This window comes from Geobacillus thermodenitrificans subsp. thermodenitrificans DSM 465 (assembly GCF_000496575.1).
GTDB lineage: Bacteria > Bacillota > Bacilli > Bacillales > Anoxybacillaceae > Geobacillus > Geobacillus thermodenitrificans.
The window spans coordinates 102,861-128,519 of the sequence record NZ_AYKT01000006.1 but is presented as its reverse complement, the minus strand read 5'-3'; the positions used below and the strand labels follow the sequence as shown (position 1 = coordinate 128,519).

Here is a 25,659-nt window from a genome sequence, read left to right as displayed (position 1 = left end):
AGAACGATTTTCCTAGGCTGGCATACGATATGGCGAAAAAAGCGCAGGAGGAGGTTTTTACCAAATGGACGACCAAACGTTGTTTGCCCAGTATGCGGCTGAAGTGAACGAATGGGGAGAACAAGTCAAGCAGGTGCTGGAACTGCGCGGGGCAAGCATTGATGGCGCTTCTACACTGTTGCAGTTTATCGCCGAACATGACGGGGAGTGGACGGAAGAGGCAGTCCGTGAGCTCACGCGCCTTGTTGATGACGTGTACGCTGCTGCGCTTCGTCACTATGCCATCGAAGCGGCTGAGTGGGGGAAACAAGTAGAACACGCTCTATCCATGCGCGGAGCAGCGGAGGATATCGGGCTTTCTTCTTTATTGGCGCGCATTGAAGAACACGGCGACGAGTGGACGGAGGAAGAAATTCATGAACTGCAACTCCTTGTCGACGACGTGTACGCTCGAGCCATCCGCCTTGTCGAACCGTTATCCGACGGGCAGGAGGAAGACTTGACGCGGCAGGAAGAAGTCTCGGCTTTGCCTGAACAGGAAGGCGGCAACGGAGAGCAAATGAGCGAGGGAACTGAACGGTCAGGTGAACACAAGGGGGATAGCGAACAAGAGCCGGTCGTTGCAGCTGAACAGGCGGAGCCGTTCATAGCCTCATCAACGGATTCTCCTGATGGCGAACAGCTGCATGAGGGAGATACGATGGACGAAGAATGGCGGCACAATGCAGACATGACAGATAAGGAGCGGCTGACGGAGGAAGGTGTGACCGATGGTGAGCGGCAACGGGCGGTTTCGCCTGGCAAGCATGTGCTGCCGCCGCTGCCGTACAGCTATGACGCGCTTGAGCCCCATATTTCCGAAGAAATTATGCGTCTCCATCATACGAAGCATCATCAAAGCTATGTCGACGGTCTGAACAAGGCGGAGCGCATGATGGCAGAGGCGCGCCGTACGAACAATTTTGAACTGCTGAAACATTGGGAGCGAGAGGCGGCGTTCAACGGTTCAGGCCACTATTTGCATACAATTTTTTGGCATAACATGCATCCGCAAGGCGGCGGCGAGCCGCGCGGGGAGCTGCGGGCGCAAATTGAACGCGACTTCGGCAGCTTTGCTGCATTCCGACGCCACTTTACCGAAGCGGCGAAAAGCGTCGAAGGGGTTGGCTGGGCGTTGCTCGTTTGGGTGCCGCGGGCTCATCGGCTTGAAATTTTGCAGACGGAAAAGCACCAGCTCATGACGCAATGGGATACGATTCCACTTCTTGTGCTTGATGTGTGGGAGCATGCGTACTACTTGCAATATAAAAACGATCGGGGAGCGTATATCGAACATTGGTGGAACGTCGTCAACTGGCGCAATGTCGAAGCGCGCTTCGCCGAGGCACGAAAGCTGCGTTGGCAACCATTTTAAACAGGCAGGGGTCTCCCCGCCTGTTTTTTTTTTTTGAGCGGGCAAAAGCCGCCTCCCTTGCCTAGAGAGGTTTCGCTGAAAACATAATGCAATTGATAGGGGGCCTATGCTAGCTTCTGTAGCCATATTTTTCATCATATTTGTCCGATCGGCGCATACACTTGTACAAAGCATGGCCTCCATGTCCAGCCTGTTTCCGTCGCGATGTTCCCTCTGTTGCGCTCATTTCAGCCTAATTGGAAAGGAGGAACAGGCGATTCCTCCCTGCTTACGGAAGGAGGGGGATCCTCGCCGATATCGGATGAAGAGGTGGAAGCGACTCGTTTGGCTCATTGCGCTCACTGCAGGGATCATGTCATGTCTTCCAGGAAAGCTGCACGCCATGAACGGGGTGAGCGCAAAAAGCGCGATTTTAATAGAGCAACATTCCGGACGGATTTTGTTTGCTAAAGATGCTCATACAAAACGGCGCATCGCCAGCATTACGAAAATTATGACCGCCATTTTGGCGATTGAGTCCGGGAAGCTTGATGATACGGTGACAGTTAGTGCCCGCGCCGTCCGGACGGAGGGGTCATCGATTTACTTACGCCAAGGGGAGAAAATGAAACTGCGCGATCTTGTATACGGACTGATGCTTCGTTCCGGCAATGACGCCGCAGTCGCCATCGCCGAACATGTCGGCGGCAGTGTCGAGGGGTTTGTGTTTTTAATGAACGAAAAGGCGGCCGAGATCGGGATGCGCGATACGGAATTTGCCAATCCGCACGGCTTGGACGATGCGGAAAACCATTATTCGACCGCTTACGACATGGCGTTGTTGATGCAATATGCAATGAAAAATAAAGAGTTTCGCCGCATTTCCGGAACGAAAGTATACCGCGCCCCTGCCCCGCCGGGCGAAGACGGAGCGCGTGTATGGCGGAATAAAAATAAGTTGCTGACAAGCCTTTATGAATATTGCACCGGCGGCAAAACCGGCTATACGAAACGGGCACACCGCACACTTGTGACGACAGCGTCGAAAGACGGGATTGATTTAGTCGCTGTGACATTGGACGCTTCGGATGACTGGAACGATCATATCGCCATGTATGAGTATGGCTTTTCCAACTACCGTATTGCCAAAGTCAGCGGCAAGCGCATCGTGAAGAGAATTTCCGACCCGTTTTACAAGGGGCGGTTGCAGGCAGCCCGCGATTTGCGATATCCGGTGACTGAAAAGGAGATGGGAGAGCTGCGGGTGAAAGTGTATTTGCTGAAGCCGCGCGATGAATGGAAGGAAAACCCAAACCGCGCTCCGACGGCAGTCGGGAAAGCGGTGCTTTATTTGCGCAAACAGGCGGTCGATGCGGTGCCGCTTTTCTATGAGCCGGAGAAGGACGAACGCAGCCGGGGGCTCTTTTCGCAAGCATTTCGATTTTTAGGTGTGAGAAGCGATGGTTAACCTCATTTGGGTGATGATGGCGCTTATCGGTATCGTCTTTGCTGCGGCCAATGGCACGATGGAGGAAGTGAATAAGGCGGTGTTCGAAAGCGCCAAAGAAGCGGTGACGATCAGCATCGGTATGATCAGCATTTTAGTGTTTTGGCTCGGACTGATGGCCATCGCTGAGCAGGCCGGTTTGCTTCATAAAGTCGCGCGCCTGTTTATGCCGCTTGTGCGTCGCCTGTTCCCGGAAGTGCCGCCCGGCCATCCGGCGCTCGGCTATATCGTCTCAAACATGGTCGCCAATATGTTCGGTCTTGGCAATGCGGCGACGCCGATGGGGATTAAAGCGATGGGGCAGCTGAAGCAACTCAACGGCGGTGGCGACGAAGCAAGCCGGTCAATGGTGACGTTTTTAGCCATTAATACGTCAAGCATTACGCTTATTCCGGCGACCGTCATTTCGATTCGCATGACGTACGGTTCAGCATCACCAGGCGAAATTATCGGCACGACGGTCGTCGCTTCAACGATTTCGACGATCGGGGCGGTGTTGATTGATCGGTATTATTATTGGAAACGAACGCGGAAAGGCAGGAAGCCATAATGGCTATCGTCCAACTTCTTTCAGTTTGGCTTATTCCGGGGCTCATCGCCTTTATTTTGCTCTATGGCACGGCGAAAAAAGTGCCTACATATGAGGCGTTTGTCGAGGGGGGCAAAGAAGGGATTGAAATTGCGTTTTCGCTCATTCCGTATTTAGTCGGCATGTTAGTGTCGGTCGCCATTTTTCGTGCGTCGGGAGCACTTGAGGCGCTCATGGAGGTGATCAAGCCGCTCGTTGAGGCGATTGGATTGCCGGCTGAAGTCGTTCCGCTTGCCGCGATTCGCACCATTTCTGGAACGGCGGCACTCGGCATGACGACCGATTTAATTGCCACGTACGGCCCTGACTCGTTTATCGGGCGCCTCGCTTCGACTATCCAAGGCAGCACCGAGACGACGCTTTATGTGCTTACCGTCTATTTTGGCGCCGTCGGCGTCAAAAAAATGGGTGACGCGTTAAAAGTCGGCATTTTGGCGGACATTCTTAGCTTTATTGTCTCCTTTTTCATCGTCTTGTTTGTATTTGGGCGCTGACAGCGCTCATTTTTTTGTTTTCCTGCCAACCGGGAGAGAAGGCGCTACTGATCTTGTCGAACGCTCTCGCATCTGTGTTCACGCTTGGAAGCGGGGATTCTCAGTTTGGGATGATAAAAATAAAAGCGACATGCTTGTATCTGTCGAATGGAAAGGGTAAGATGATGAAAGAGGTGAGAAGGAAATGGAACGGTTACAAAAAGTGATTGCCCGCGCCGGTATTGCGTCAAGGCGCAAGGCGGAAGAAATGATTTTGCAAGGGCGGGTGAAGGTCAATGGCCGCGTCGTCACCGAACTTGGTGTCAAAGTCGGACCGCGCGACGATGTGGAAGTTGACGGCATTCCGGTCGAGCGCGAGGAGCCAGTCTACTATTTGCTTTACAAGCCGCGCGGCGTCATCTCGAGCGTTAAAGATGAGAAGGGGCGCAAAGTGGTGACCGACTTTTTTAAAGACATCCACCAGCGCATTTACCCGATCGGACGGCTTGACTACGATACGTCCGGTCTGCTCTTGTTGACGAATGACGGCGATTTTGCTAATTTGCTGATGCATCCGCGCTATGAGATTGAGAAGGTGTACGTCGCTAAAGTGAAAGGCATCCCGACACGCGAGCAGCTGAAACAGCTTGAGAAAGGGGTGCTGTTGGAAGACGGCATAACGGCGCCAGCAAAAGTGAAGCTGCTCTCAGCTGATCGGAAAAAGCGGACAGCGATTGTCGAGATTAGCATTCATGAAGGACGGAATCGGCAAGTGCGCCGCATGTTTGAGGCGATCGGCTGTGAAGTGCTGAAGCTGAAGCGGGAACGGTATGCGTTTCTTGATTTAAAAGGGCTTCGCCCCGGCGAATATCGTGAACTGTCACCGCATGAAGTGAAGCTGTTGCGGACGATGGCCCAATCCGGGGGAAAGAAATAGTGACAAACTTTGTCACACAACGTTCATATCCTCATGGATAGGGTAAAAATAGACTTTGCTATAATGGAAAATGGAAGATTATGAACTGTCACGTAGACCCCCTACGGCATCGACCGTAAGGGGGTGAGAAACTGAAGGAGTTTGAGCGATGAAAAAACAACAGCGCTTAGTGATGAGAACAGTCATTTTGCTCTTGCTGTTGGCCGCACTCGGTTATACGATTTACGCCAACTTTTTCACTGAGAAAACGGCGGTCGCTGTCGGTTCAACAGCGCCCGATTTTGTGCTGTCTGACCTTGAAGGGCGTGAACATCGCCTCTCAGACTATCGAGGCAAAGGCGTCTTTTTAAACTTTTGGGGAACGTGGTGCAAACCGTGCGAACGGGAAATGCCGTACATGAACGAGTTGTACCCGATTTATCAAAAGCAAGGAGTCGAAATTTTAGCTGTCAATGTCGGTGAGCCGAAGCTAAACGTCGAAAAGTTTGCAGAACGGTTCGGATTAACGTTTCCAATCGTCATCGACCGCCAAGATCAAGTGTTGAACGCATATGGCGTCGGGCCGCTGCCGACGACGTTTTTGATTGACAAAAACGGTAAAGTGAAAAAAATCATTACCGGCACAATGACAAAAGAAGATATTAAGCAGCATCTAGAAAGCATTAAACCGTGAGGAGTTTTGCGCCATGGAACAAGTGAAATGTGAATGCGGCCACGTTAACCCGCACGGCACGGTGTTTTGCGAATCGTGCGGTAAGCCGCTTGAGGAACAGGGAGAAAAATCGCTTTTAGATATGCGCTACGAAGGAAGCGCGCGCCGGTCACAAACATACAAACGAACGATTGTCGATCAAATTTGGGCGTTTTTCTCGTCGGTCAAAGTCGGGGTGGCGCTCATCGTCATCACGCTCATCGCTTCGGTGATCGGCACCATTTTTCCGCAAGAAATGTATATTCCGCCAAACGTTAATCCGGCTGATTATTACGAAGAGCAGTATGGCTGGGCGGGAAAACTATATTACGAGCTCGGTTTTAACAATTTGTACGGCTCATGGTGGTACATTTTGCTCATCGCCTTGATCGGCGTTTCACTCGTCATTTGCAGCTTAGACCGCGTCGTGCCGCTTTACCGCGCCTTGAAACGGCAAGGAGTGAAACGACATCCACACTTTTTGGAGCGGCAACGGCTGTTTGGCGTCTCGCGCATTAGTGATATGGACCAAGCGGTTGCTCTGTTAAAAGAGCGGCTGGCTAAGCAGCGCTACCGCGTCCGGGAAGAAGACGGTCATCTGTTGGCCGAAAAAGGGCGCTTTTCCCGCTGGGGGCCGTATGTGAATCATGTCGGCCTGATCATTTTCTTAATCGGGGCGATGCTCCGCTCAGTGCCGGGCATGTACATTGATGAAGTGATGTGGGTTCGCGAAGGGGAAACGAAAGAAATCCCCGGAACTAACGGTCAATATTTTTTAAAAAGCGAAAAGTTTATTTTTGATACGTACAAAAAAGGCGAAGATAATGAAGTGTTTAACGCTGCCATCGACCGTGTCGGTGATGGAATGATCGCAGAAAACTATCAGACGAATGTCGTCTTGTATAAGCGCGTCGGCCCAACGGTCGCCGGTGCCAAACCGGAACTGGAAAAAGTGAAAGAATATCCGATTCGCGTCAACGAACCGCTGAAGTTCGACCATTACGCGCTTTATCAAGTTGATTTTCGGCTGAACGAGCCGAAAACGATGTCGTTCCAGCTGACGGATAAGCAGTCGGGAAAAACGTTGGGCACGGTAGCGATCGACTTGTATGACCCAAAAGAAACATACAATCTTGGGAACGGATACCGTGTTGAGCTATTAAGCTATTTTCCTGACTTTGAATTTGATGAAGATGGGAATCCGTCGACGAAATCACGCGTGCCGAATAATCCGGCATTCGTCTTTAAAATGTATGCACCTGACCGACCGGAAGGGGAGGTCAGTTTCGTCGCCATTCAACAAACGCTTGAACCGTTTGGCGATAACAAATATAAAATGGCGTTTGCAGAACTTGAAACGCGCAACGTCTCTGGTTTGACCGTCCGCCGCGATTTCACGCTTTGGATTTTAGGAGTGGGTGGCGCGATTTTCATGTTCGGGTTGGTTCAAGGAATGTATTGGAACCATCGCCGTATTTGGGTGCAACGAGTGAATGGCGAGTTATGGATTGCCGCACATACGAACAAAAACTGGTTCGGCTTAAAAAAGGAGCTGCATCGCCTGCTCGATGGCACCGGCTTAACGATGCCGGCCGATCGGCTCGAAGAAAGAAAACAAGCCGGACAGGGAGGACAAGCGCATGGTACAGCTTAGCAGCACATTGCTATATATTTCGTTTGTTTTATATTTAATCGGCACGTTTCTTTTTGGCGGCGCCATTCGCGATAAGCGGAAGGAGCAGCAAGGAAAAGACCGCTGGTCACAGTTTGGCATTGCCGTGACGATCATTGGCTTTCTTGCCCAAGTCGGCTATTTTGTGACGCGCTGGATTGCCGCTGGGCACGCTCCGGTGAGCAATTTGTTTGAGTTTACGACGTTTTTTGGCATGATGCTTGTTGGTGCTTTCATTATCGTGTATTTCATTTATCGGTTGAGCGTGCTTGGATTGTTTGCGCTTCCGATTGCGTTGCTTATTATCGCCTATGCGAGTATGTTTCCGCGCGAAATCTCGCCGCTGATTCCCGCTTTGCAAAGCGATTGGCTGCACATTCACGTCACGACCGCAGCGGCGGGGGAGGCGATTTTGGCCATCAGCTTTGTCGCTGGGCTCATTTATTTAATCCGGGTTGTTGATCAGTCGAAACCGTCCAAGCGTACGTTTTGGCTTGAAGTCGTCATGTTTGGCTTAGTGACGACACTCGGCTTTGTCATCGTTTCAACGGCGTTTGGGCTTTCCGGATATGAGGCGAAATTTACGTGGATTGACAAAAACAACCAATCATCGGAAGTTGAGTATCATATGCCAGCGCTCGTCGGACCGCATAAGGGGGAGCTTGCCAAAGAAAGTGCTGGCCGGTTGGATCCGCTTGTCGAGATGCCGGCGATCATTAACGCAAAAAAGTTGAACACCGTCATTTGGTCACTGATGGCTGGGGCGGTGTTGTACATCGCGCTCCGCCTCGTATTGCGTAAACGTATTGCAGCGGCGTTGCAGCCGCTTGCGAAAAACGTCAATTTGGATTTGGCCGACGAAATTGGCTATCGGGCCGTAGCGATCGGATTTCCGGTGTTTACACTCGGGGCGCTCATTTTCGCTATGATTTGGGCGCAAATCGCGTGGACACGCTTTTGGGGTTGGGATCCGAAAGAAGTGTGGGCGCTCATCACATGGTTGTTTTACGCCGCCTTTTTGCATCTCCGGCTTTCAAAAGGTTGGCATGGAGAAAAGTCCGCGTGGCTGGCCGTCATCGGTTTTGCTATTATCATGTTTAACTTAGTGGCGGTTAACCTTGTCATCGCCGGGCTGCACTCGTACGCCGGGACCTGATCGCAAGGCAAACGGATGCTCTATTGGCGAGCATCCGTTTTTTCAGTAAACTAGAAAGTGGGGATTGTTTCCACCTTGTGAGGAAGGGTGTTTGACATGGAAAAACAAGAAAAACCAATCCACATTTTAGTTGTCGATGATGAAGAACGGATTCGCCGGCTGTTGAAAATGTATTTAGAGCGGGAAAACTATGTGATCGATGAAGCTGGCGACGGCAATGTAGCGCTTGAGAAAGCGCTGGCGAACGACTATGACGTCATTTTGCTCGATTTAATGCTGCCGGGCAAAGATGGAATTGAGGTGTGCAAAGAAATTCGCGAGCACAAAACGACACCGATTATTATGCTGACGGCGAAAGGAGAAGAATCGAACCGCGTTCAAGGGTTTGAAGTTGGCACCGATGATTACATCGTCAAGCCGTTCAGTCCACGCGAAGTCGTCTTGCGCGTTAAAGCATTGTTGCGCCGTGCGGCGAATGCCACCTACGCACCGGTGGAGACGACGACGAAAGATGTGTTGGTGTTTCCACACTTAACGATTGACAATGATGCCCATCGGGTGACGGTCGATGGAAAAGAAGTGAGCTTGACGCCGAAAGAATACGAGTTGCTTCTCTTTTTAGCGCGCTCGCCGGATAAAGTGTTTGATCGTGAGCAGCTGCTAAAAGAAGTATGGCATTACGAGTTTTTTGGCGATTTGCGCACCGTCGACACTCATATTAAGCGGTTGCGTGAAAAGCTCAATAAGGCGTCGCCGCAAGCCGGAAAAATGATCGTCACCGTTTGGGGCGTCGGCTACAAGTTTGAGGCAGTGAGCGAATGATGTGGCTGTTTCGCAGTGTCGTTGGGAAACTATGGTTTACCATTTTGCTGCTCGTCTCATGCGTGTTGTTTATTTTAACCATTTTGCTTATTAAATTTTTCGAGGAGTACTATGTACAAGAAGCGGAAAACGATTTAACCCGTCTGGCGACGAAAGTAGCAGAGGTGATGCACGATTATCGTGACGAGCAGCTTGCCCGTTCGATTGCTTGGACGCTTGTCGACAATCGTTCAAAAGCGATCATTGTCGCCGATGAGTCGCATTATTGGTATTCGCCTGGCGAGGCAGACTTGAAAGACATGCCACTGTCGTCCATCCGTGAAGACTCAGACTTGCGCCGCGTGCTGACTGACCAAGAAACGGTGAAAAAGCGTCTGTATGCGACGGAGTGGGAACAAAATGGAAAGCCGCAGCACGATATGATCATCGTCGGCGTGCCGATGTCGATGCCGGACGGCAGCCGCGGTGCCGTTTTCATTTACCAGTCGCTCGAGGCGATCGCTGATGCAACCGAACATACAAAAGAGCTCATTTTTCTCGCCGCCTTTATCGCCATTGTGATGACGACGTTTTTTGCCTTTTTCTTGTCGACGCGCATTACCGCTCCGCTCAGGAAGATGCGCCAAGCCGCGTTTGAAGTGGCGCGCGGCCATTTTGACACTAAAGTGCCGATTTTAACGAATGATGAAATCGGCGGGCTGGCGATGGCGTTTAACCAAATGGGACGGCGGCTTCAATTTAACATTAACGCATTAAACCAGGAAAAAGAACAACTGGCCAGCATTTTAAGCAGCATGGCCGACGGCGTCATTACATTTAGCCGTGAGGGGGAAATATTAATTACGAACCCGCCGGCGGAGCGGTTTTTACAGGCATGGTATTTCGAACAAGGAAATGATGCGGAAACGATGGCGCCGCTGCCGCCGCAAGTGAAAGAGCTGTTCGCTCGCGTCGTCCGGGAGGAAAAGGAGCAATCCACCGAGGTGACGATACAAGGGCGGACATGGGTCATTTTAATGACGCCGTTATACGGCAAAACGATGGTGCGTGGTGCGGTCGCTGTTTTGCGTGACATGACTGAGGAGCGGCGGCTTGATAAGCTGCGCAAAGATTTTATCGCCAACGTCTCGCACGAACTGCGTACGCCGATTGCTATGTTGCAAGGATACAGCGAGGCGATTATCGATGACATTGCCGCGAGTGAGGAAGAGAAGAAAGAGATGGCAAAAGTCATTTATGATGAGTCGCTGCGCATGGGCCGCCTTGTTAACGATTTGCTTGATCTCGCGCGTATGGAGGCTGGCCATATCGAGCTGCAATATGAACAAGTGGAGCTCGTCCCTTACGTGGAACGGGTGATCCGCAAGTTTTACGGGCTGGCGAAAGAAAAGCAGATCGAGCTGACAGCCGAGTTTCGCGACGAGAACATCGAAATCGCATTCGATCCAGACCGGATCGAGCAAGTGTTAACCAACTTAATCGATAACGCCATTCGCCATACGGAAGCGGGCGGTACGGTCCGTCTAATTATCGAGCGAAGCGGCGACGGCGTGACCATCCACGTCCAAGACTCGGGCTCCGGCATTCCGGAGGAAGATTTGCCGTTTGTGTTTGAACGGTTTTATAAAGCTGATAAAGCGCGGACGCGCGGCCGCTCGGGCACCGGACTCGGCTTGGCTATCGCCAAAAACATCGTGGAAACGCATAAAGGGCGCATTACCGTCCATAGCAAACTGAACGAAGGAACGACGTTTTCATTTTATTTGCCGGCTCACGGCCCAAAAGAGATGTAACGTCGTGAAAGGAGGCGGATGGCCGCCTCTTTTTTGGTTTAGTGGTATAGACAACTAGAATATATGATGTTATGATTGTGATAGAAAGAGAGGGATCGACATGAAACGGTGGCTGTTAAAAAACGCTGTCGTGTATGCAGAAACAGGGAAAATTGACCAAGGATATGTGTTGATCGAAGGAGAGAAAGTGGCCGATGTCGGTCCGATGTCGTTATGCCCGGCCGATGCCGGGGCGGAAGTGATCGAACTGTCCCCGCGATTTGCTATCGTGCCCGGATTTATTGATGTTCATATTCATGGGGCAGCCGGAGCTGATGTGATGGATGCGACGCCAGTGGCGATCCAGGCGATGGCCAACGCTTTACCGGCGGAAGGAACAACAAGCTTCCTAGCGACGACCATGACGGCGCCGAGTGAACAAATCGAAGCAGCACTTGTGAATGTAGCGCGTTATATGGAGCGGGAGAACGATCCTGGGGCGGCTGAAGTGCTCGGTGTTCATTTGGAAGGGCCGTTTTTGTCGCCGAAGCGCGCTGGGGCACAGCACCCACGCCACCTCGCTGACCCGGACATTTCACTGTTTCAGCGTTGGCAAGAAGTTGCCGGCGGCAATATCCGCCTTGTGACGCTCGCTCCAGAGCGGGACGGGGGGCTTGATCTTGTCGCTTATTTAAAGAAAACGGGGGTCGTCGCCTCGATCGGCCATTCCGACGCTGTTTACGAGGAGGTGAAAGCGGCGGTCGCTGCGGGGGTGACGCATGCCACCCACTTATTTAACGGGATGCGCGGCATTCACCACCGTGAACCGGGGGTTGCTGGTGCGGTGCTCATGCATGATGAAGTGATGTGCGAATTGATTGCCGACGGGCTGCACGTTGCGCCGCCGATGGTTCGTTTTGCTTACCGGAACAAAAGGAGTGATGGGCTCATCTTAATCACTGACGCTATGCGCGCTAAATGTCTCGGCGATGGGCAATACGATCTCGGTGGCCAGGAGGTGACTGTTCGCGGTGGAGAGGCGCGTCTTGCCGACGGCACGCTGGCAGGAAGCGTGTTAAAGCTTGCTGATGCTCTTCGCCGTGTACTCGATTGCACCGGCTGCACCCTTGAAGAAGTGATCCGTATGGCGAGCTGGAATCCGGCGAAACAGCTTCGCGTCCTTGATCGAAAGGGGAGTTTGCGTCCGGGGAAAGACGCCGATGTTGTCGTGCTTGATGAACAATACAAGGTGGCGATGACGTTTTGCCGCGGCGCACTTGCTTACTGTCAACAAAGCGAACCACAAGGGGCAGGGAGGGATGGTCATGAAAGTCATTGAGGCTATGGACTATGCAGATATGAGTCGCCAAGCAGCGAGAATGATCATCCAACAAGTTAAAGAAAAACCGAATGCCGTTCTCGGGTTAGCAACCGGTTCGACGGTGCTCGGTGTGTACCGTGAACTCGTTGCCGACCATCGGCAGCACGGAACATCGTACCAGTTTGTGCGCACGGTCAATTTGGATGAGTATGTCGGGCTTGGTCCGGATCATCCGAACAGCTATCGCTATTATATGAATGAGCATTTGTTTTCGAATCTGGACATTCCGCTTGACGAGACGCACGTGCCGGACGGCTTGGCCGCTGATTTAGGTGAGGAGTGCCGCCGCTATGAGCAGCTGATTGAAGGGCTAGGAGGCGTTGATTTACAGCTCTTAGGCATCGGGCGCAACGGCCATATCGGCTTTAACGAGCCAGGGACCCCGTTTTCGTCGATGACCCATGTCGTTGAGCTTGCCGCATCAACGCGTGAGGCGAACGCCCGCTTTTTCCCGTCATTGGATGACGTGCCGCACCACGCCATTACGATGGGGATCGCAACCATTTTACGAAGCCGACGCATCGTGCTGCTCGCATCAGGAGCGGAAAAAGCTTCCGCGCTCGCCCGGCTGTTCGAAGGGGTCGTTTCACCTGAGCTGCCGGCTTCGGCGCTTCATCTCCATCCGGATGTCACGATCATCGCCGACCAAGAGGCGCTGTCACTTATTCCAAACGAACAGCGGCAGGTGGAATCCCGTGATTGATAAACAATCTCCTGTTCCAATTTATTACCAGCTTGAGCAATATATGAAGGAGAAAATTGAAAAAGGAGAGTGGCAGCCAGGGGAGATGATTCCGTCTGAGCGTGAGTTGGCGGAAATGTACGATATTAGCCGGATGACCGTTCGGCAGGCGGTCAACAATTTGGTCAACGACGGCTACCTTGTTCGCCGGCGTGGAAAAGGAACGTTTGTCGCAGCGAAAAAAATTGAGCAGCCGCTTAAAGGACTGACGAGCTTTTCCGAAGATATGCGGGCGCGTGGCATGGAGCCGGACACCGTTGTTCTTGGCTTTGAAACGGTGCCGGCTTCAAAGAAACTGGCCGAATGGCTCGCTGTTAAGGAAGGGGACGCCCTTTACGAAATTCGCCGTCTCCGCTTAGCCGACGGCTCGCCGATGGCGCTCGAGACGCTCTATATTCCGTGCGCATTGGCGCCTCATTTGACGCGCGAGATTGTAAACGGTTCCGTGTATGAATTTATGGAAAAGGAAGTTGGATTAGCCATCGGCACTGCCGTTCAAGTGATTGAAGCGTCCGTCGCCCGTAAGCTGGAAGCCGAACACTTGCAAGTGAAAGAAGGAGCTCCGGTGCTGTTGCTCGAACGCCGCACATACCTTACCGACGGACGGCCACTGGAAGTTGTGAAATCAGTGTATCGCGGTGACCGATACAAATTCATCGTTGAAATGGAACGAAGAAAATAAAAAGGGGGAATGTTTATGTTAGGATTTTTACAGCGTCTAGGAAAGGCGTTTATGCTGCCGATTGCCGTTTTGCCGGCGGCTGGACTGTTGCTCCGGCTTGGTCAGGACGACTTATTAGATATTCCATTTATCGCTGCTGCGGGTGATGCGGTGTTTTCCAACTTGGCGTTGATTTTCGCCATTGGTGTCGCCATCGGCTTTTCAAAAGATGGCAATGGTGCTGCCGCGCTCGCTGGGGCGATCGGCTATTTTGTTTTGACGAAAGGCGCTGCCGCGATTGATAAAGACATCAATATGTCCGTATTAGGCGGTATCATCTCCGGGGTGATCGCCGGGCTTTTATACAATCGTTATCATGATATCAAGTTGCCGGACTGGCTCGGCTTTTTCGGTGGCCGGCGGTTTGTGCCGATCGTAACATCGCTTGTTATGATCGTGCTTGCTCTCGTTTTCGGATACATTTGGCCGCCGATTCAAGACGGCATTAATGCGATCGGTCATTGGATCGTGGGCGCCGGGGCCGTTGGCGTTGGGATTTTTGGGTTCTTAAACCGGTTGCTCATTCCTGTTGGGCTGCACCATGTGTTAAACAGTTTCGTCTGGTTTGTGTTTGGTGAGTATGACGGTAAAACCGGTGATTTAAGCCGATTTTTTGCCGGTGACCCGGATGCAGGGATTTTTATGGCTGGCTTCTTCCCGGTCATGATGTTCGGTCTCCCGGCGGCGGCATTGGCGATGATCATCGCGGCGAAGAAGGAACGGCGCAAAGCGATTGCCGGTGCGCTCCTTGGCGTAGCGTTGACATCGTTTTTAACCGGTATTACAGAGCCGATCGAATTTTTGTTTATGTTTTTATCGCCGCTCTTGTATGTCGTTCATGCCGTGTTAACCGGCTTATCGCTGGCGGTGGCGACGGCATTTGATATTCATCACGGGTTTACGTTCTCGGCCGGTGCGATTGACTTTTTCTTAAACTATGGAATTGCACAAAAACCGTATTTATTAATTGTTCAAGGACTCATCTATGCTGTGATCTATTTCGTTGTTTTCTATTTCCTGATTACGAAGCTCAATTTAAAAACGCCGGGACGTGAAGATGACGTAGAGGGAGAGTTTACCGACAGCAAAGCGGCGCAGTCGGGCGTAAAATATGAAGAGCTAGCGGTAAAATATATAGAGGCATTGGGAGGAAAAGAAAACCTCACACAAATTGATAATTGTGTCACACGCTTGCGCTTAAAAGTAAAAGACATGTCAAAAGTCAACGAAGCTGAATTGAAGCGCTTAGGGGCGAAAGGGGTGCTTCGTCTCAACCAAACGGATTTGCAAGTGATCATTGGCACGGATGTCGAATTTTTAGCCAATGCGATGAGAAAATAATCAAAAGTGAAATGGACAGATCGTTCTTGTATGCGAACGTTAGGAAGGAAGAGCGCTTATGAAACGATTGTTAGATTGCAGCGCCTCCGATTTCCGCAAGATGGAAGGGAAGCAGTTGAAACAAGCGATTCAGGCGTCAGAAGGTAGAGTGATCGTTGCCGAAGTCATCGGAGAATTTGCGCCGCTTTATCCAGCGATCACCAACGCCGAACTGGCGGCGGCGTTTGGGGCGGATTTGCTGTTATTGAATTGGTTCGATGTGTTCCGTCCAGTTGTGAACGGTTTGGACGTGAATGAGCCCGATCATATGGTGGAGCGGTTAAAGCAGTTGACAGGGCGCCCGGTTGGCGTCAATTTGGAACCTGTTGACCCGAACGCGAAGCAGCTCGAGGCGTTGGCGTCATTGCCAAAAGGGAGAATGGCAACGACAGAGTCACTGCAACAAGCGAAGCGGTTAGGAGTTGACTTTATTTGTCTGACCGGGAACCCGAAAACAGGCGTGACGAATGATGAGATTGTGAAAGCCATCGAAACGGCGCGGGCTGTTTTAGGCGAAGACGCTCTAATTATTGCCGGGAAAATGCACGCAGCAGGCGTTGCCGACGAAGCGGGAAGCGGTATCGTATCGGAAAAAGTGGTGGTGCGATTTATTCGCGCTGGCGCTGACATCGTTTTGATGCCAGCTCCAGGAACCGTGCCAGGGGTAACATTAGACAAAACGGAGAAGCTTGTTCGGGTGGCGCATGAACATGGAGCGCTTGTCATGCTGACGATTGGCACAAGTCAGGAAGGAGCGGATGAGCATACGATTCGCCAAATCGCGCTTGCGAGCAAAATGGCCGGAGCGGATATGCACCATATCGGCGACGCTGGCTATCATGGCATCGCCGTTCCAGAGAACATTATGGCATATTCCATCGCTATTCGCGGCAAACGCCATACGTACATTCGCATGGCAAGATCGCCCTTGAGATAACAATTGTTTATTCTCAACAAAGAAGGTTTTTCTGTTCCCGCTGAACGGAAGTAAGGAGAGAGGCCGATACGGCCTCTTTTTTGAAGACTAAAACAAGCAAAAAGTGTTGCGGATGGCAAGGAAAATGTGACGGCTGCCGAGCAGTTGAGGACGAAACCGTCGGTTCACTCCGTTTTGGGTGATCAACGGAAACGGCTGTTGGCATGCGGAGAGAGGCCTTTATGGCGTGATCGCCCCTTTCCGCATTTACGAGTGCTAAGTTGTGGGTGATTGTTTTTTACGGGAATGAAACTTTTCTCCTTTGTGCACGTAATATTAGATGGAAGGCATTAGACGATAGCTATCTTTTGTTTGTCTGACGATGGCGGAAAGCCGCGCACACGTCCATCCAGCTCTCATTTGGCAAGACAATGTGCAGCATGCGGAAACAGAGGTGTCAATTGAAAACTAGGAAAACCGGAGAGGAGAATCGGGATGTTTGGAAAAGTCGCCGCTGATGTGCTTGGGCTGAGCGACATCGGCTCGGTCATTCAACCGAAAGATTACGACAAAGTCGATGCTGATGATTATGTGATGCATGAAGACGGAGAAAAAATTTACTTTCTTATTAAATCCAAATCAGATGAGTATTGTTTCACCAACCTTGCACTCATTCATCTAGACGGCACGAGCGCCACAAGCAAAAAGCGGACGCTGCGCCGCTATGATTACTATAAATATCCGATTTCCGATGTGTCGCTCGAGACGGCTGGGACGGTCGATTTGGATGCGGAAATCAAATTTAAAATCGGATCGCACTCCTACTCGATCGATGTTCATAAAAAACATATCGAGGAATTGAAAGATTTGTATAAATCGCTATTGGCCATTGCCACGATTTGTGAGGAAAACGAAACGAAATTCGACTATGCCCAGCGCAGTATGGAGCTTGCGGCCAACCTGTTTGCCAACATGCGTGGCGACGGCACCAACGTTGCAGCCGATTTTAAGGCGATCAATGAGTATGCGTTTCAATGGCTTACTGAAGCGAAAAAGAACTATACAGTGAAAGATTTCGGTTTTGTGTTTGACAAATATATTCAACAGTGATGAGATAAATTTTGTACAAGGAAAGGGCGCGCTCCGGAGAAGGGGCACCTTTCCTTATTTTTTTTCAAAATATGACGAAGTTCATTTCGAGCAACGCACCCTCTGTTGGTGGTGCGTGATGTGCCTAGATAAATTGCGGGCATTGAATACGATGAACGGGTGCTGTATTCCGCGTGAAACATGGTGAAGGAAGCTGAGCCGTCTGGGGGAGAGGGCCGCTGATAGCCTGCCGTCAGCCACCATAAATTCATAGTTGTCAAATGTTAAACCTTGCTTTAATATAAAAATTGTCCATATCCGAATAGTTTCATAGACTCGCAGCAAGGTGCCGCGAAGGCTTAATAGGGAATCCGGTGGGAATCCGGAACTGTCCCCGCAACTGTCAATGCGGACGAAATGAAATTGCCACTGTGCGGCTGGATGGCTTGCGCCGTCTCCCGCATGGGAAGGCTTCAGAGTAGGATGAAGCATGAGTCAGTAGACCTGCCTTGCTTGCGCAAAAGTTTCCGAATCTTCGGGGGGTGAGACGCGGAAACGGTCGCCTAGGCATTTTTGTGCTTACATTAGGCCGTTTCGCGCTCATTCCCGGATTTAGACGGAATGGGCGCTTTTCTTTTACATATATCACCTAAAGGGGGGAACGACTGATGAAGCGTTGGAAATGGTCAGCGGTATTGGCTGCTCTGGTCGCTTTGGCCATTATGCTTGTCGGCTGCAACAGCGGAACGGGGAACAGCGCCCAGCCGGCGAAAAAAGAGGAACAGAACCCGGAACAAGCAGCGTTTCCGGTGACGGTGAAAGACGGGCTGGGGGAAGAGGTAACGATCAAAGCAGAACCGCAAAAAATCGTTTCACTTATTCCAAGCAATACGGAAATTGCCTACGCGTTGGGGCTTGGTGAGAAAATTGTCGGTGTCAGCGATTTTGACAATTATCCAGACGACGTCAAAACGAAAACGAAAGTCGGCAGCATGGAATTTAACGTCGAGAAAATTATTTCCTTGAAACCGGATCTTGTTCTCGCCCATGCGTCAAGCGCTCATAACGCGAAAGACGGCCTGCAGCAACTAAAAGATGCCGGCATTACCGTGCTTGTTATCAATAGCGCCACGTCGTTTAACGATGTGTATGCATCGATCAAGCTCATCGGCCAAGCAACCGGAACAGCGGATAAAGCGGAGCAAGTCATCCATGACATGAAGGCGAAACTGGCGCAAATGAAGGAAAAAGCAAAACAAATTCCGGCGGACAAGCAGGTGAACGTCTGGGTTGAGGTGGAGCCACCGCCGCAACTTTATACAGCCGGCAAGGGGACGTTTATGGACGAGATGCTTCAGGTGATTTCTGCCAGAAATGTTGCCGGCGATTTAGAAGGTTGGCCGATGGTGACAGAGGAACAGGCGGTTGCCTATAAGCCTGATGTCATCATTACAACATACAGCGGAGCCGAACAAGTGCTTAAACGCACGGCTTGGAAGGACGTACCGGCCGTGAAAAATAAGCGAGTGTATGACGTTAACACCGACTTAGTGAGCCGGCCGGGTCCGCGTCTTGTTGAAGGAGTCGAGGAACTTGCCAAAGCTATTTACCCGGATGTGTTTAAGTAAAGCGTGGCTATATATCGCGGCCGCTGCTGCGGCCGTCTTTTCACTGCTCATAGGGATATCGACCGGGTCGCTGTCGATCCCCTTTTCATCTATTGTTCGGATTGTTGCTGCTGAATGGACCGGCATACCACTTCCGCCTGACATGCCGGCGGATTGGGTGCCGATTGTGATGGAGATCCGCATGCCGCGCGTGGTGCTCGCCTTTTTGGTCGGGGCTTCATTGGCACTTGCCGGAGCCGCATTTCAAGGACTGTTGAAAAACGCGCTCGCTGATCCATATACGCTGGGCGTTTCGTCTGGTGCCTCCGTCGGGGCGGTGCTCGTCATTTTTCTCGGCTGGCAATGGCCGTTGTTTGGCACGTTTACGCTGCCGATTGTGAGCATCTTATGCGGCATGGCGACGCTTGCCGCTGTGTTGGCGTTCACCCGCGCGGTTGAACGGCGAATGTCGGTTGAGACGATCATTTTAGCCGGCATTATTTTCGGCGCCTTCTTCAGTGCTTTCATTTCGCTCATGATTGCCTTGACGGGTGAGGAGCTGCGGCAAATTATCTCATGGCTGATGGGGAGCGTGGCGATGCGCGGGTGGAAGTATAGCGGATTATTGTTTCCGTTTTTTCTCATTGGTGCGACAACGCTTATCGTCAACGCCCGTGAACTGAACGCGTTCGCGTTCGGCGAAGCGGCAGCGCTTCACGTCGGCGTCGATGTCACTCGCCGCAAAATTATCATTTTGACAGCGGCCGCGCTGCTCACCGGTGCGGCGGTGTCGGTGTCGGGAACGATCGGCTTTGTCGGGCTTGTTGTCCCACACATGGTTCGGCTTGTGTGCGGACCAAACTATCGGGTGCTTTTGCCGCTGTCGCTTTTGTACGGTGGGTCGTTTCTTGTGCTCGCCGATGTGGTGGCACGGACGATCATTGAGCCGCGTGAGCTGCCGATCGGTGTCATTACATCGCTCATCGGCGCCCCGTTGTTTGCCGCCCTATTTTTCCGAAAAACGAAACGAAAGATGGGATGATGATGCTCGATGTGCGTGCCGTATCGCATCGGTATGGACAGAAACAAGTGCTTGACGGCGTGACGTTTTCCGTCAAAAAAGGAGAGTTGTTTGGCATTTTAGGGCCAAACGGCAGCGGGAAGACGACGTTGCTGAAACTGATCAGCAAGGAGCTTCCGCTTGCGAGCGGTGAGATTGTCATGAGCGGTCGGCTGCTTTCCGAGTTGTCGGCAAAACAATGGGCGCAGTTGGCCGCCGTCCTGCCGCAAGCGGTGGAAACGGCGTATGGCTATACGGTGAAAGAAACAGTAGCGCTCGGCCGCTACGCCCATCAGCACGGGTTGTTTCCAACATGGACGGCAGAAGATGAAACCGTGGTTCAAGAGGTGATTGCCGCCGTCGGTTTAGCCGATAAAATCGATGAGCCGCTTGAGCGGTTAAGCGGCGGCGAGCGGCAGCGTGCCTATTTGGCCCGGGCGCTTGCCCAAGAGCCACAGTTGCTCTTATTGGATGAGCCGACCAATCATATGGATATAAGCGGGCAAGTTCGGCTTCTTGATCAGCTCGCCCAATCCGCACGTGCGCGCGGCTTGACGGTTGTCGCTGTTTTTCACGATATGAGCATTGCCAGTCTTTATTGCGATCGGGTGCTTGTTTTAAAAGAGGGGAAAACAGCTGCGCTCGGCGCGCCGGCGGACGTCATGACGCCGAGGCTGCTGAATGACGTGTTTGCCGCCCCGGTTGTGCGCCAAGCACATCCGGTAGCGGCGAAGCCGATGTTTTCGTTTGTGCCGCAACAACAACGCAAGAAGGCACCGCTTATCGGTGGGCTGCACCCGTCTTTTCTCGACGACGCCGTCGTTCTCGTTGCTCACAAACCACTTCGTGTGTTGTCTTCCGCTCTTGTTGGCAGCGGGTTTCAGTGGGTGACCCACTTCGTCAATCGACATGTCGGCCTCGATTACGATAATCCCTATGCGGACGAAGACATGCGGCGTTATTTGGAACAGCACGGATTTTCAGTTGCCCAGACGATCGGCATGATGACCGCCGTCGATGTGCACGATGTGGTCTGGCGTTGGGAAGATAAGGAGGCATTTTCGGTTGCGGTCATGGTGACGGCCGGCGTCGGGAATGCAGTCGACGCCGCTCGGGCGTGGCAGCACCAACCGCTCGCAGCGAAGCCTGGGACAATCAATATGGTCATCATCATTGACGGGACGCTGACCGAGGCGGCATTCGTTCAGGCGGTCATGACAGCGACGGAAGCGAAGGCGAAAGCGCTGGCGGATCATCGAGTTTACGATCCAGAAACTGGAACGGTTGCCACTGGGACATCGACCGATTCGCTCGCGGTGGCCGCGACACAAACTGGACGGACGTTCGCTTATGCTGGGACGGCGACTGAGCTTGGCCGCGAGCTCGGTCGGCTCGTGTATGAGGCGACGATCGAGGCGCTCGACCGCTATGAGCGACGGAGGGGAAGACGATGACGCATCTGTTGGCGCTGACGTTGGCATTGTTTCTTGACGCACTGTTTGGTGACCCGCGCTGGCTGCCGCATCCGGTGCGCGGGATGGGAGGACTGATTGCTTATTTCGACCAGCACTGGAATCAAGGAAGCGGCCGCCGGGCTAAGGGAGTGGCGGCCGTGGCCGCCGTGCTGGCCATCGTGTATGGGGTGTCCGCGCTCATCGTTCATATGAGCTATGCCTTGTCAGTATACATTGGCGTGGCGGTCGAAGGGGTGCTCATTTTTACGACTATTGCGACAAAAAGTCTTGCTGAAGCAGCTGAGGATGTGCGGCGGCCGCTCGAAGCGGGCGATCTCCCGGAGGCGCGGCGCGCGCTGTCGATGATCGTCGGCCGCGATACCGAGCGGCTCGATGAAGCCGGCATTACCCGTGCCTGTGTGGAAACGGTGGCGGAAAATACGAGCGACGGCGTTACCGCCCCTCTCTTTTACGCAGCCATTGGTGGGGCGCCGCTTGCCTTATTGTATCGGGCGGTGAACACGTGCGATTCGATGATCGGTTATAAAAATGAGAAGTATGGCGAATTTGGCTGGGCAGCCGCCCGGCTGGATGATGTGCTGAACTATATTCCGGCTCGGTTGACGGCACTTGTCATGGTGTTCATTTATGGTGGCCGCCGGCTTCGTCGCTCTTTGGCAGTTTTGTTTCGCGATGCCCGCCGCCATCCGAGCCCCAACAGTGGTTGGCTCGAGGCGGCGATGGCTGGGCTGCTCGGGGTGCAGCTGGGTGGAACGAATACATATGGTGGCGTTGTTTCCGAGCGGCCGACGATCGGCCGCCCGGACGTCCCGCTTCGCTCCGTCCATATTCGTCGGGCGGTCGGCATCATGATCGGAACGGTGCTTGTTTTTACGTTATGGCTATGGATCGGAGGGATGATCGTTGTATTGGCCGGCGCATGGGGCGAATCCGCACGTGCTCTATAAGCAGTGCGGACTTACCCCTCCACATAAGTATGTTGATTTCAGCGTCAATACGAACCCGTACCAGCTGCCGCTTTCCGCCTGGCCGGACAGTGAGGAGTGGATTCGCTGGGTTGGTGAATATCCTGACTTGGAAGCGGAAGCGCTTGTCGCATTGATCGCCAAGCAGGAAGGGATTGAGCGTAGACAAGTGCTCATGACGAACGGGGCGGCAGAGGCAATTTATTTGTTGGCGGCGCTGTTTGCCGGACGGCGAGTCGGTGTGTTAGAACCGACATTTTCGGAATATCGGCGTGCCTGCCTCGCCTACGGTTGTGAGGTAGCGGCGTTGATGGCCGAGGAACAATGCGGCTTTTCATATGATATTGATGAGGCGGCAGCATGGGCGGCGAGGCAGGACATCGTTTTTTTTTGCCATCCGAACAATCCGACCGGGACGGTGATGCCGGAACATGAACTTCGATTGTTCATTGATGCGGCCGATCAAGCCGGTACATATATCGTTGTGGATGAAGCATTTTATCCGTTTTGGCGCGGCGGGTTTACTGCTGTGCGCTGGTTGGACCGCTACTCACGCCTCATCGTGCTCCGGTCATTGACGAAAATCCATCATTTAGCAGGAGCACGACTCGGCTATGTCGTTGCCAATGAGGAGATCGTTGCCACGTTAAAAACGAGGCAGCCGCCATGGAGTGTGAGTCAAGTTGCCCAACAGCTAGCCATTCGCTTTTTGCAAATGGATTCGTTTGTGACGTGGACAAAAGAGCAACTAGCGGCTGAGCGGGAGCGGGTGTTCCAAGCGCTTCCAGCCGAACGGTACGACGTCTCGCCGTCAGTCGTCAACTTTTACTTGTTGCGTCCACGGACAGGACGGACGGAGGCGCTGCTCTACCATTTATTAAAGAAAGGGATTGTACCGCGGCATACGATGAATTTCCCCGGACTTGACGGCCGCTATGTTCGGCTGGCCGTCAAAACACCGATGGAAAACGACCGGCTTCTCGAAGCGCTTGCGGGGTGGGATGGATGATCGTGTTTGTGAGCGGCGCGGTGCGCAGCGGCAAAAGCGAAGTGGCGGAAGCATGTGCTAGGAGTCTCGCTCATGGCGGCCGTCTCCATTATCTTGCCACTGCGCAGGCGACGGATGAGGAAATGGCGGCGCGCATCCGTCGCCATCAAGAGCGGCGCACAGCCAGTGGGGCGTACTGGATGGTGTGGGAAGGGCCGGCACGTCTTGAGCAGCTTGCCGAGTCGCTTCGTCCTTCCGACGTTGTGCTCATTGATTGTTTAACCATGTGGCTGGCGAATGACTTGTTTGTCGGCGACAGTTGGCGAACGGAGGAGGCGTCATTCGCCATCGCCGGCCATCTGTTAGATGACGTGCGGAGTTTAGCGGATGCTTGCCGCGCTGTTGTCATCGTTTCAAACGAACTGTTTTCTGGCGGTGTACCGACTGATCCTGGCACGTTTTGCTATATGAAAACGCTCGGTTGGCTTCATCAACAGTTGGTTGCAGAAGCGGCGGTTGCCGCGGTGGTTGAATGCGGTCTCGTTCGAGTGAAAAAAGGGCGGTGGCCGCAATGAGGCAGATGTGGAACGGCTGGCTGTTGGCGTTGCAGTTGTTTACCGTCATTCCAATTCGGCGATCAATTGAATGGAATGACATCCATGTCCGTTGGCTCGTGCGCAGTATGCCGCTTGCGGGGGCGGCGATCGGGGCGCTGGCTGCTGGGACATATGCTTTATGTTCTATGTTTTCGTTCGGCACGCCGCTCTTTTTGGCACTTTTTCTTCTTTGGCTCGGTATTTGGCTGGCTGGCGGTTTGCACGCCGACGGCTGGATGGATGTGAGCGACGCCTTTTTTTCATATCGCGACGCCAAACGGCGACAAGAGATTATGTCCGATTCGCGTGTCGGCGCATTCGCTGTTTTGTCGCTTGCCTGTTTATTGTCATTTCGTTGGTTGTTTTTGTATGAGACGATTAAGGCCGAGATTCCGCCAGCTTTGTTTGTTGCGATTCCGCTTTTATCGCGTTCGGGGGCCGCTTGGCTGCTTTCTGTCGGCAAGCTGGCGAAACCGACAGGAATGGCGGCATCAGTGCGCGAATATATTTCATGGCACGATGCTGTCTGGGCGTTGGTGCTCGCTTTCCTCGTCCTTTCACTTCTCTCGGTGCTCGGGGGCGTCCCTGTATGGACAAGTGCAGCGCTCGCTGTGGCGATGGCGCTTTTGGCGTTAGGAGCCAAGCCATGGGTGGAAAAACAGTTTGGCGGCGTTACCGGCGATGTGCTCGGAGCGCTGATTGAAGGAGGGGAGACGCTTTTATGGGGCGTCGTTTGGCTATTACATTCATCCGCCATGGGATGACAGCGTTGAACCGCCAGCGGGCGTATATTGGTTGGACGGATGCGCCGTTGGCTGCTGCTGAGCGCGTTCGGCTCAGCAGCCTAAAGCCCAAGCTGCCTATGGCGGTTGACCGGATTGTTTCGAGCGATCTTCGCCGCTGCCGGGAAACGGCTGCCTTATTGTTCGGCGGCCGTCCAGCGGACTGGTGGACAAGCTGGTGGCGCGAGCTGTCGTTTGGCGATTGGGAAGGAAAGACCTTCGCCGAGTTAAACGAGGATCCGGCATACCGCCAATGGCTTGAAGCGCCGTTTTCTGTGGCGCCACCTGGCGGAGAAAGCTATGCTGGTTTTCAGAAGCGCATCAAACAGGCGTTCACAAAGACGCTCGCTTTGGCTGAGCGAAGCGGTGCCCGCCATATCGCCGTCATCACCCACGGCGGCCCGATCCGCTTCATGCTCGAGCAATATGCACCGACTTCGCGTTCCTTTTGGGAATGGGACGTGCCGTTTGCAGGCGGGTATACGCTTGATTCAACGATCGGGCGCTGGAAGGGGGGAGAGCGATGCATTTCGTTGTCGGCGGTGCGTTTCAAGGAAAACGAAAATGGGTGCGGGAACGATATGGAATAGGAGACGGCGTTCAGATTGTATGGCATGACGGCTATCAAGAGCCATACGGGCCGCCGAACGGCGTCAAGGTGGCGAAAACGGTCGTCTTTGAGGGACTCGAAGCCGCCATTCGCCGCCTTCCGGATACCGCGGAATGGGAGCGATTTTTCCACGCTTGGAAGCAGTGGGAAGACGAAGTGGCTGGCCGCACCGTCGTCTGGGTTGGGACAGACGTAACGCAAGGCATCGTTCCTACCGATCCAGCGGATCGTCGCTGGCGCGATGCCGTTGGGGTATGCTACCAGCGGCTTGCTGCCATGTGCTGCCGTGTCGACCGGCTTTGGTGCGGGTTAGCAGAACGATTAAAATAAAGGGG

Annotated in this window: 25 protein-coding genes and 1 riboswitch; all 25 genes read left to right on the top strand. The window is 52.9% G+C overall.

Annotated features, from left to right (window positions below):
* The first annotated feature begins 64 nt into the window (after positions 1-64).
* Positions 65-1,414: a superoxide dismutase gene (locus DSM465_RS0107250; RefSeq protein ID WP_029761015.1), complete on the top strand. Its 1,350-nt coding sequence runs from the start codon at positions 65-67 to the stop codon at positions 1,412-1,414.
* A gap of 301 nt (positions 1,415-1,715) precedes the next feature.
* A complete protein-coding gene (locus DSM465_RS0107245) occupies positions 1,716-2,861 on the top strand; it encodes a D-alanyl-D-alanine carboxypeptidase family protein (protein ID WP_029761014.1) in 1,146 nt (381 codons plus the stop codon).
* On the top strand, positions 2,854-3,450 hold the full coding sequence (locus DSM465_RS0107240; protein WP_029761012.1) for a nucleoside recognition domain-containing protein: 597 nt from the start codon (positions 2,854-2,856) through the stop codon (positions 3,448-3,450). The genes DSM465_RS0107245 and DSM465_RS0107240 overlap by 8 nt, the downstream gene beginning before the upstream one ends.
* The gene (locus DSM465_RS0107235; RefSeq protein ID WP_008879694.1) at positions 3,450-3,983 is read left to right on the top strand and encodes a spore maturation protein; all 534 of its coding nucleotides are present in this window, start codon (positions 3,450-3,452) and stop codon (positions 3,981-3,983) included. The genes DSM465_RS0107240 and DSM465_RS0107235 overlap by 1 nt, the downstream gene beginning before the upstream one ends.
* Positions 3,984-4,167: 184 nt before the next feature.
* Positions 4,168-4,899: a pseudouridine synthase gene (locus tag DSM465_RS0107230; RefSeq protein WP_008879693.1), complete on the top strand. Its 732-nt coding sequence runs from the start codon at positions 4,168-4,170 to the stop codon at positions 4,897-4,899.
* 148 nt (positions 4,900-5,047) lie between these two features.
* A complete protein-coding gene (gene resA, locus DSM465_RS0107225) occupies positions 5,048-5,572 on the top strand; it encodes a thiol-disulfide oxidoreductase ResA (RefSeq protein WP_008879692.1) in 525 nt (174 codons plus the stop codon).
* A 13-nt stretch (positions 5,573-5,585) separates the two neighbouring features.
* Complete coding sequence (locus DSM465_RS0107220) at positions 5,586-7,244, top strand: cytochrome c biogenesis protein ResB (RefSeq protein ID WP_029761010.1); 1,659 nt, start codon at positions 5,586-5,588, stop codon at positions 7,242-7,244.
* Positions 7,231-8,418, top strand: coding sequence for a c-type cytochrome biogenesis protein CcsB (gene ccsB / locus DSM465_RS0107215; protein ID WP_029761009.1), 1,188 nt, complete (start codon positions 7,231-7,233; stop codon positions 8,416-8,418). The genes DSM465_RS0107220 and ccsB overlap by 14 nt, the downstream gene beginning before the upstream one ends.
* 96 nt (positions 8,419-8,514) lie before the next feature.
* Positions 8,515-9,240 carry a response regulator transcription factor gene (locus tag DSM465_RS0107210; RefSeq protein WP_008879688.1) on the top strand — a complete coding sequence of 242 codons (726 nt, stop codon included), beginning with the start codon at positions 8,515-8,517 and terminating at the stop codon, positions 9,238-9,240.
* Positions 9,240-11,033 carry an ATP-binding protein gene (locus tag DSM465_RS0107205; RefSeq protein ID WP_029761008.1) on the top strand — a complete coding sequence of 598 codons (1,794 nt, stop codon included), beginning with the start codon at positions 9,240-9,242 and terminating at the stop codon, positions 11,031-11,033. Before DSM465_RS0107210 ends, DSM465_RS0107205 begins: the two co-directional genes overlap by 1 nt.
* A 100-nt stretch (positions 11,034-11,133) precedes the next feature.
* Complete coding sequence (gene nagA, locus DSM465_RS0107200) at positions 11,134-12,351, top strand: N-acetylglucosamine-6-phosphate deacetylase (RefSeq protein WP_011887720.1); 1,218 nt, start codon at positions 11,134-11,136, stop codon at positions 12,349-12,351.
* Positions 12,332-13,096, top strand: coding sequence for a glucosamine-6-phosphate deaminase (gene nagB, locus DSM465_RS0107195; protein WP_029761007.1), 765 nt, complete (start codon positions 12,332-12,334; stop codon positions 13,094-13,096). The genes nagA and nagB overlap by 20 nt, the downstream gene beginning before the upstream one ends.
* The gene (phnF, locus tag DSM465_RS0107190) at positions 13,089-13,817 is read left to right on the top strand and encodes a phosphonate metabolism transcriptional regulator PhnF (RefSeq protein WP_029761006.1); all 729 of its coding nucleotides are present in this window, start codon (positions 13,089-13,091) and stop codon (positions 13,815-13,817) included. The genes nagB and phnF overlap by 8 nt, the downstream gene beginning before the upstream one ends.
* Before the next feature lie 15 nt (positions 13,818-13,832).
* Positions 13,833-15,197, top strand: coding sequence for an N-acetylglucosamine-specific PTS transporter subunit IIBC (gene nagE / locus DSM465_RS0107185; protein WP_029761005.1), 1,365 nt, complete (start codon positions 13,833-13,835; stop codon positions 15,195-15,197).
* A 58-nt stretch (positions 15,198-15,255) separates the two neighbouring features.
* A complete protein-coding gene (locus tag DSM465_RS0107180; protein WP_029761004.1) occupies positions 15,256-16,173 on the top strand; it encodes a DUF7916 family protein in 918 nt (305 codons plus the stop codon).
* Between the two features lie 474 nt (positions 16,174-16,647).
* Positions 16,648-17,262 carry a PH domain-containing protein gene (locus DSM465_RS0107175; RefSeq protein ID WP_008879680.1) on the top strand — a complete coding sequence of 205 codons (615 nt, stop codon included), beginning with the start codon at positions 16,648-16,650 and terminating at the stop codon, positions 17,260-17,262.
* Between the two features lie 307 nt (positions 17,263-17,569).
* A riboswitch (cobalamin riboswitch) is annotated at positions 17,570-17,767 on the top strand.
* A 142-nt stretch (positions 17,768-17,909) separates the two neighbouring features.
* A complete protein-coding gene (locus DSM465_RS0107170; protein ID WP_008879679.1) occupies positions 17,910-18,869 on the top strand; it encodes an ABC transporter substrate-binding protein in 960 nt (319 codons plus the stop codon).
* Positions 18,856-19,890, top strand: a complete 1,035-nt coding sequence (locus tag DSM465_RS0107165) for a FecCD family ABC transporter permease (RefSeq protein ID WP_029761003.1) — start codon at positions 18,856-18,858, stop codon at positions 19,888-19,890. The genes DSM465_RS0107170 and DSM465_RS0107165 overlap by 14 nt, the downstream gene beginning before the upstream one ends.
* Complete coding sequence (locus DSM465_RS0107160) at positions 19,887-21,362, top strand: adenosylcobinamide amidohydrolase (RefSeq protein ID WP_011887714.1); 1,476 nt, start codon at positions 19,887-19,889, stop codon at positions 21,360-21,362. The genes DSM465_RS0107165 and DSM465_RS0107160 overlap by 4 nt, the downstream gene beginning before the upstream one ends.
* A complete protein-coding gene (cbiB, locus tag DSM465_RS0107155) occupies positions 21,359-22,330 on the top strand; it encodes an adenosylcobinamide-phosphate synthase CbiB (RefSeq protein ID WP_029761002.1) in 972 nt (323 codons plus the stop codon). The genes DSM465_RS0107160 and cbiB overlap by 4 nt, the downstream gene beginning before the upstream one ends.
* Complete coding sequence (gene cobD, locus DSM465_RS0107150; protein WP_029761001.1) at positions 22,287-23,357, top strand: threonine-phosphate decarboxylase CobD; 1,071 nt, start codon at positions 22,287-22,289, stop codon at positions 23,355-23,357. The genes cbiB and cobD overlap by 44 nt, the downstream gene beginning before the upstream one ends.
* On the top strand, positions 23,354-23,911 hold the full coding sequence (locus tag DSM465_RS0107145; protein WP_029761000.1) for a bifunctional adenosylcobinamide kinase/adenosylcobinamide-phosphate guanylyltransferase: 558 nt from the start codon (positions 23,354-23,356) through the stop codon (positions 23,909-23,911). The genes cobD and DSM465_RS0107145 overlap by 4 nt, the downstream gene beginning before the upstream one ends.
* Complete coding sequence (locus DSM465_RS0107140) at positions 23,908-24,696, top strand: adenosylcobinamide-GDP ribazoletransferase (RefSeq protein WP_029760999.1); 789 nt, start codon at positions 23,908-23,910, stop codon at positions 24,694-24,696. Before DSM465_RS0107145 ends, DSM465_RS0107140 begins: the two co-directional genes overlap by 4 nt.
* Entirely contained in the window at positions 24,654-25,304 is a 651-nt protein-coding gene (locus DSM465_RS0107135; protein ID WP_029760998.1) for a histidine phosphatase family protein, read from the top strand. The genes DSM465_RS0107140 and DSM465_RS0107135 overlap by 43 nt, the downstream gene beginning before the upstream one ends.
* Complete coding sequence (locus DSM465_RS0107130) at positions 25,238-25,654, top strand: bifunctional adenosylcobinamide kinase/adenosylcobinamide-phosphate guanylyltransferase (RefSeq protein WP_029760997.1); 417 nt, start codon at positions 25,238-25,240, stop codon at positions 25,652-25,654. Before DSM465_RS0107135 ends, DSM465_RS0107130 begins: the two co-directional genes overlap by 67 nt.
* The last annotated feature ends 5 nt before the right edge of the window (positions 25,655-25,659 follow it).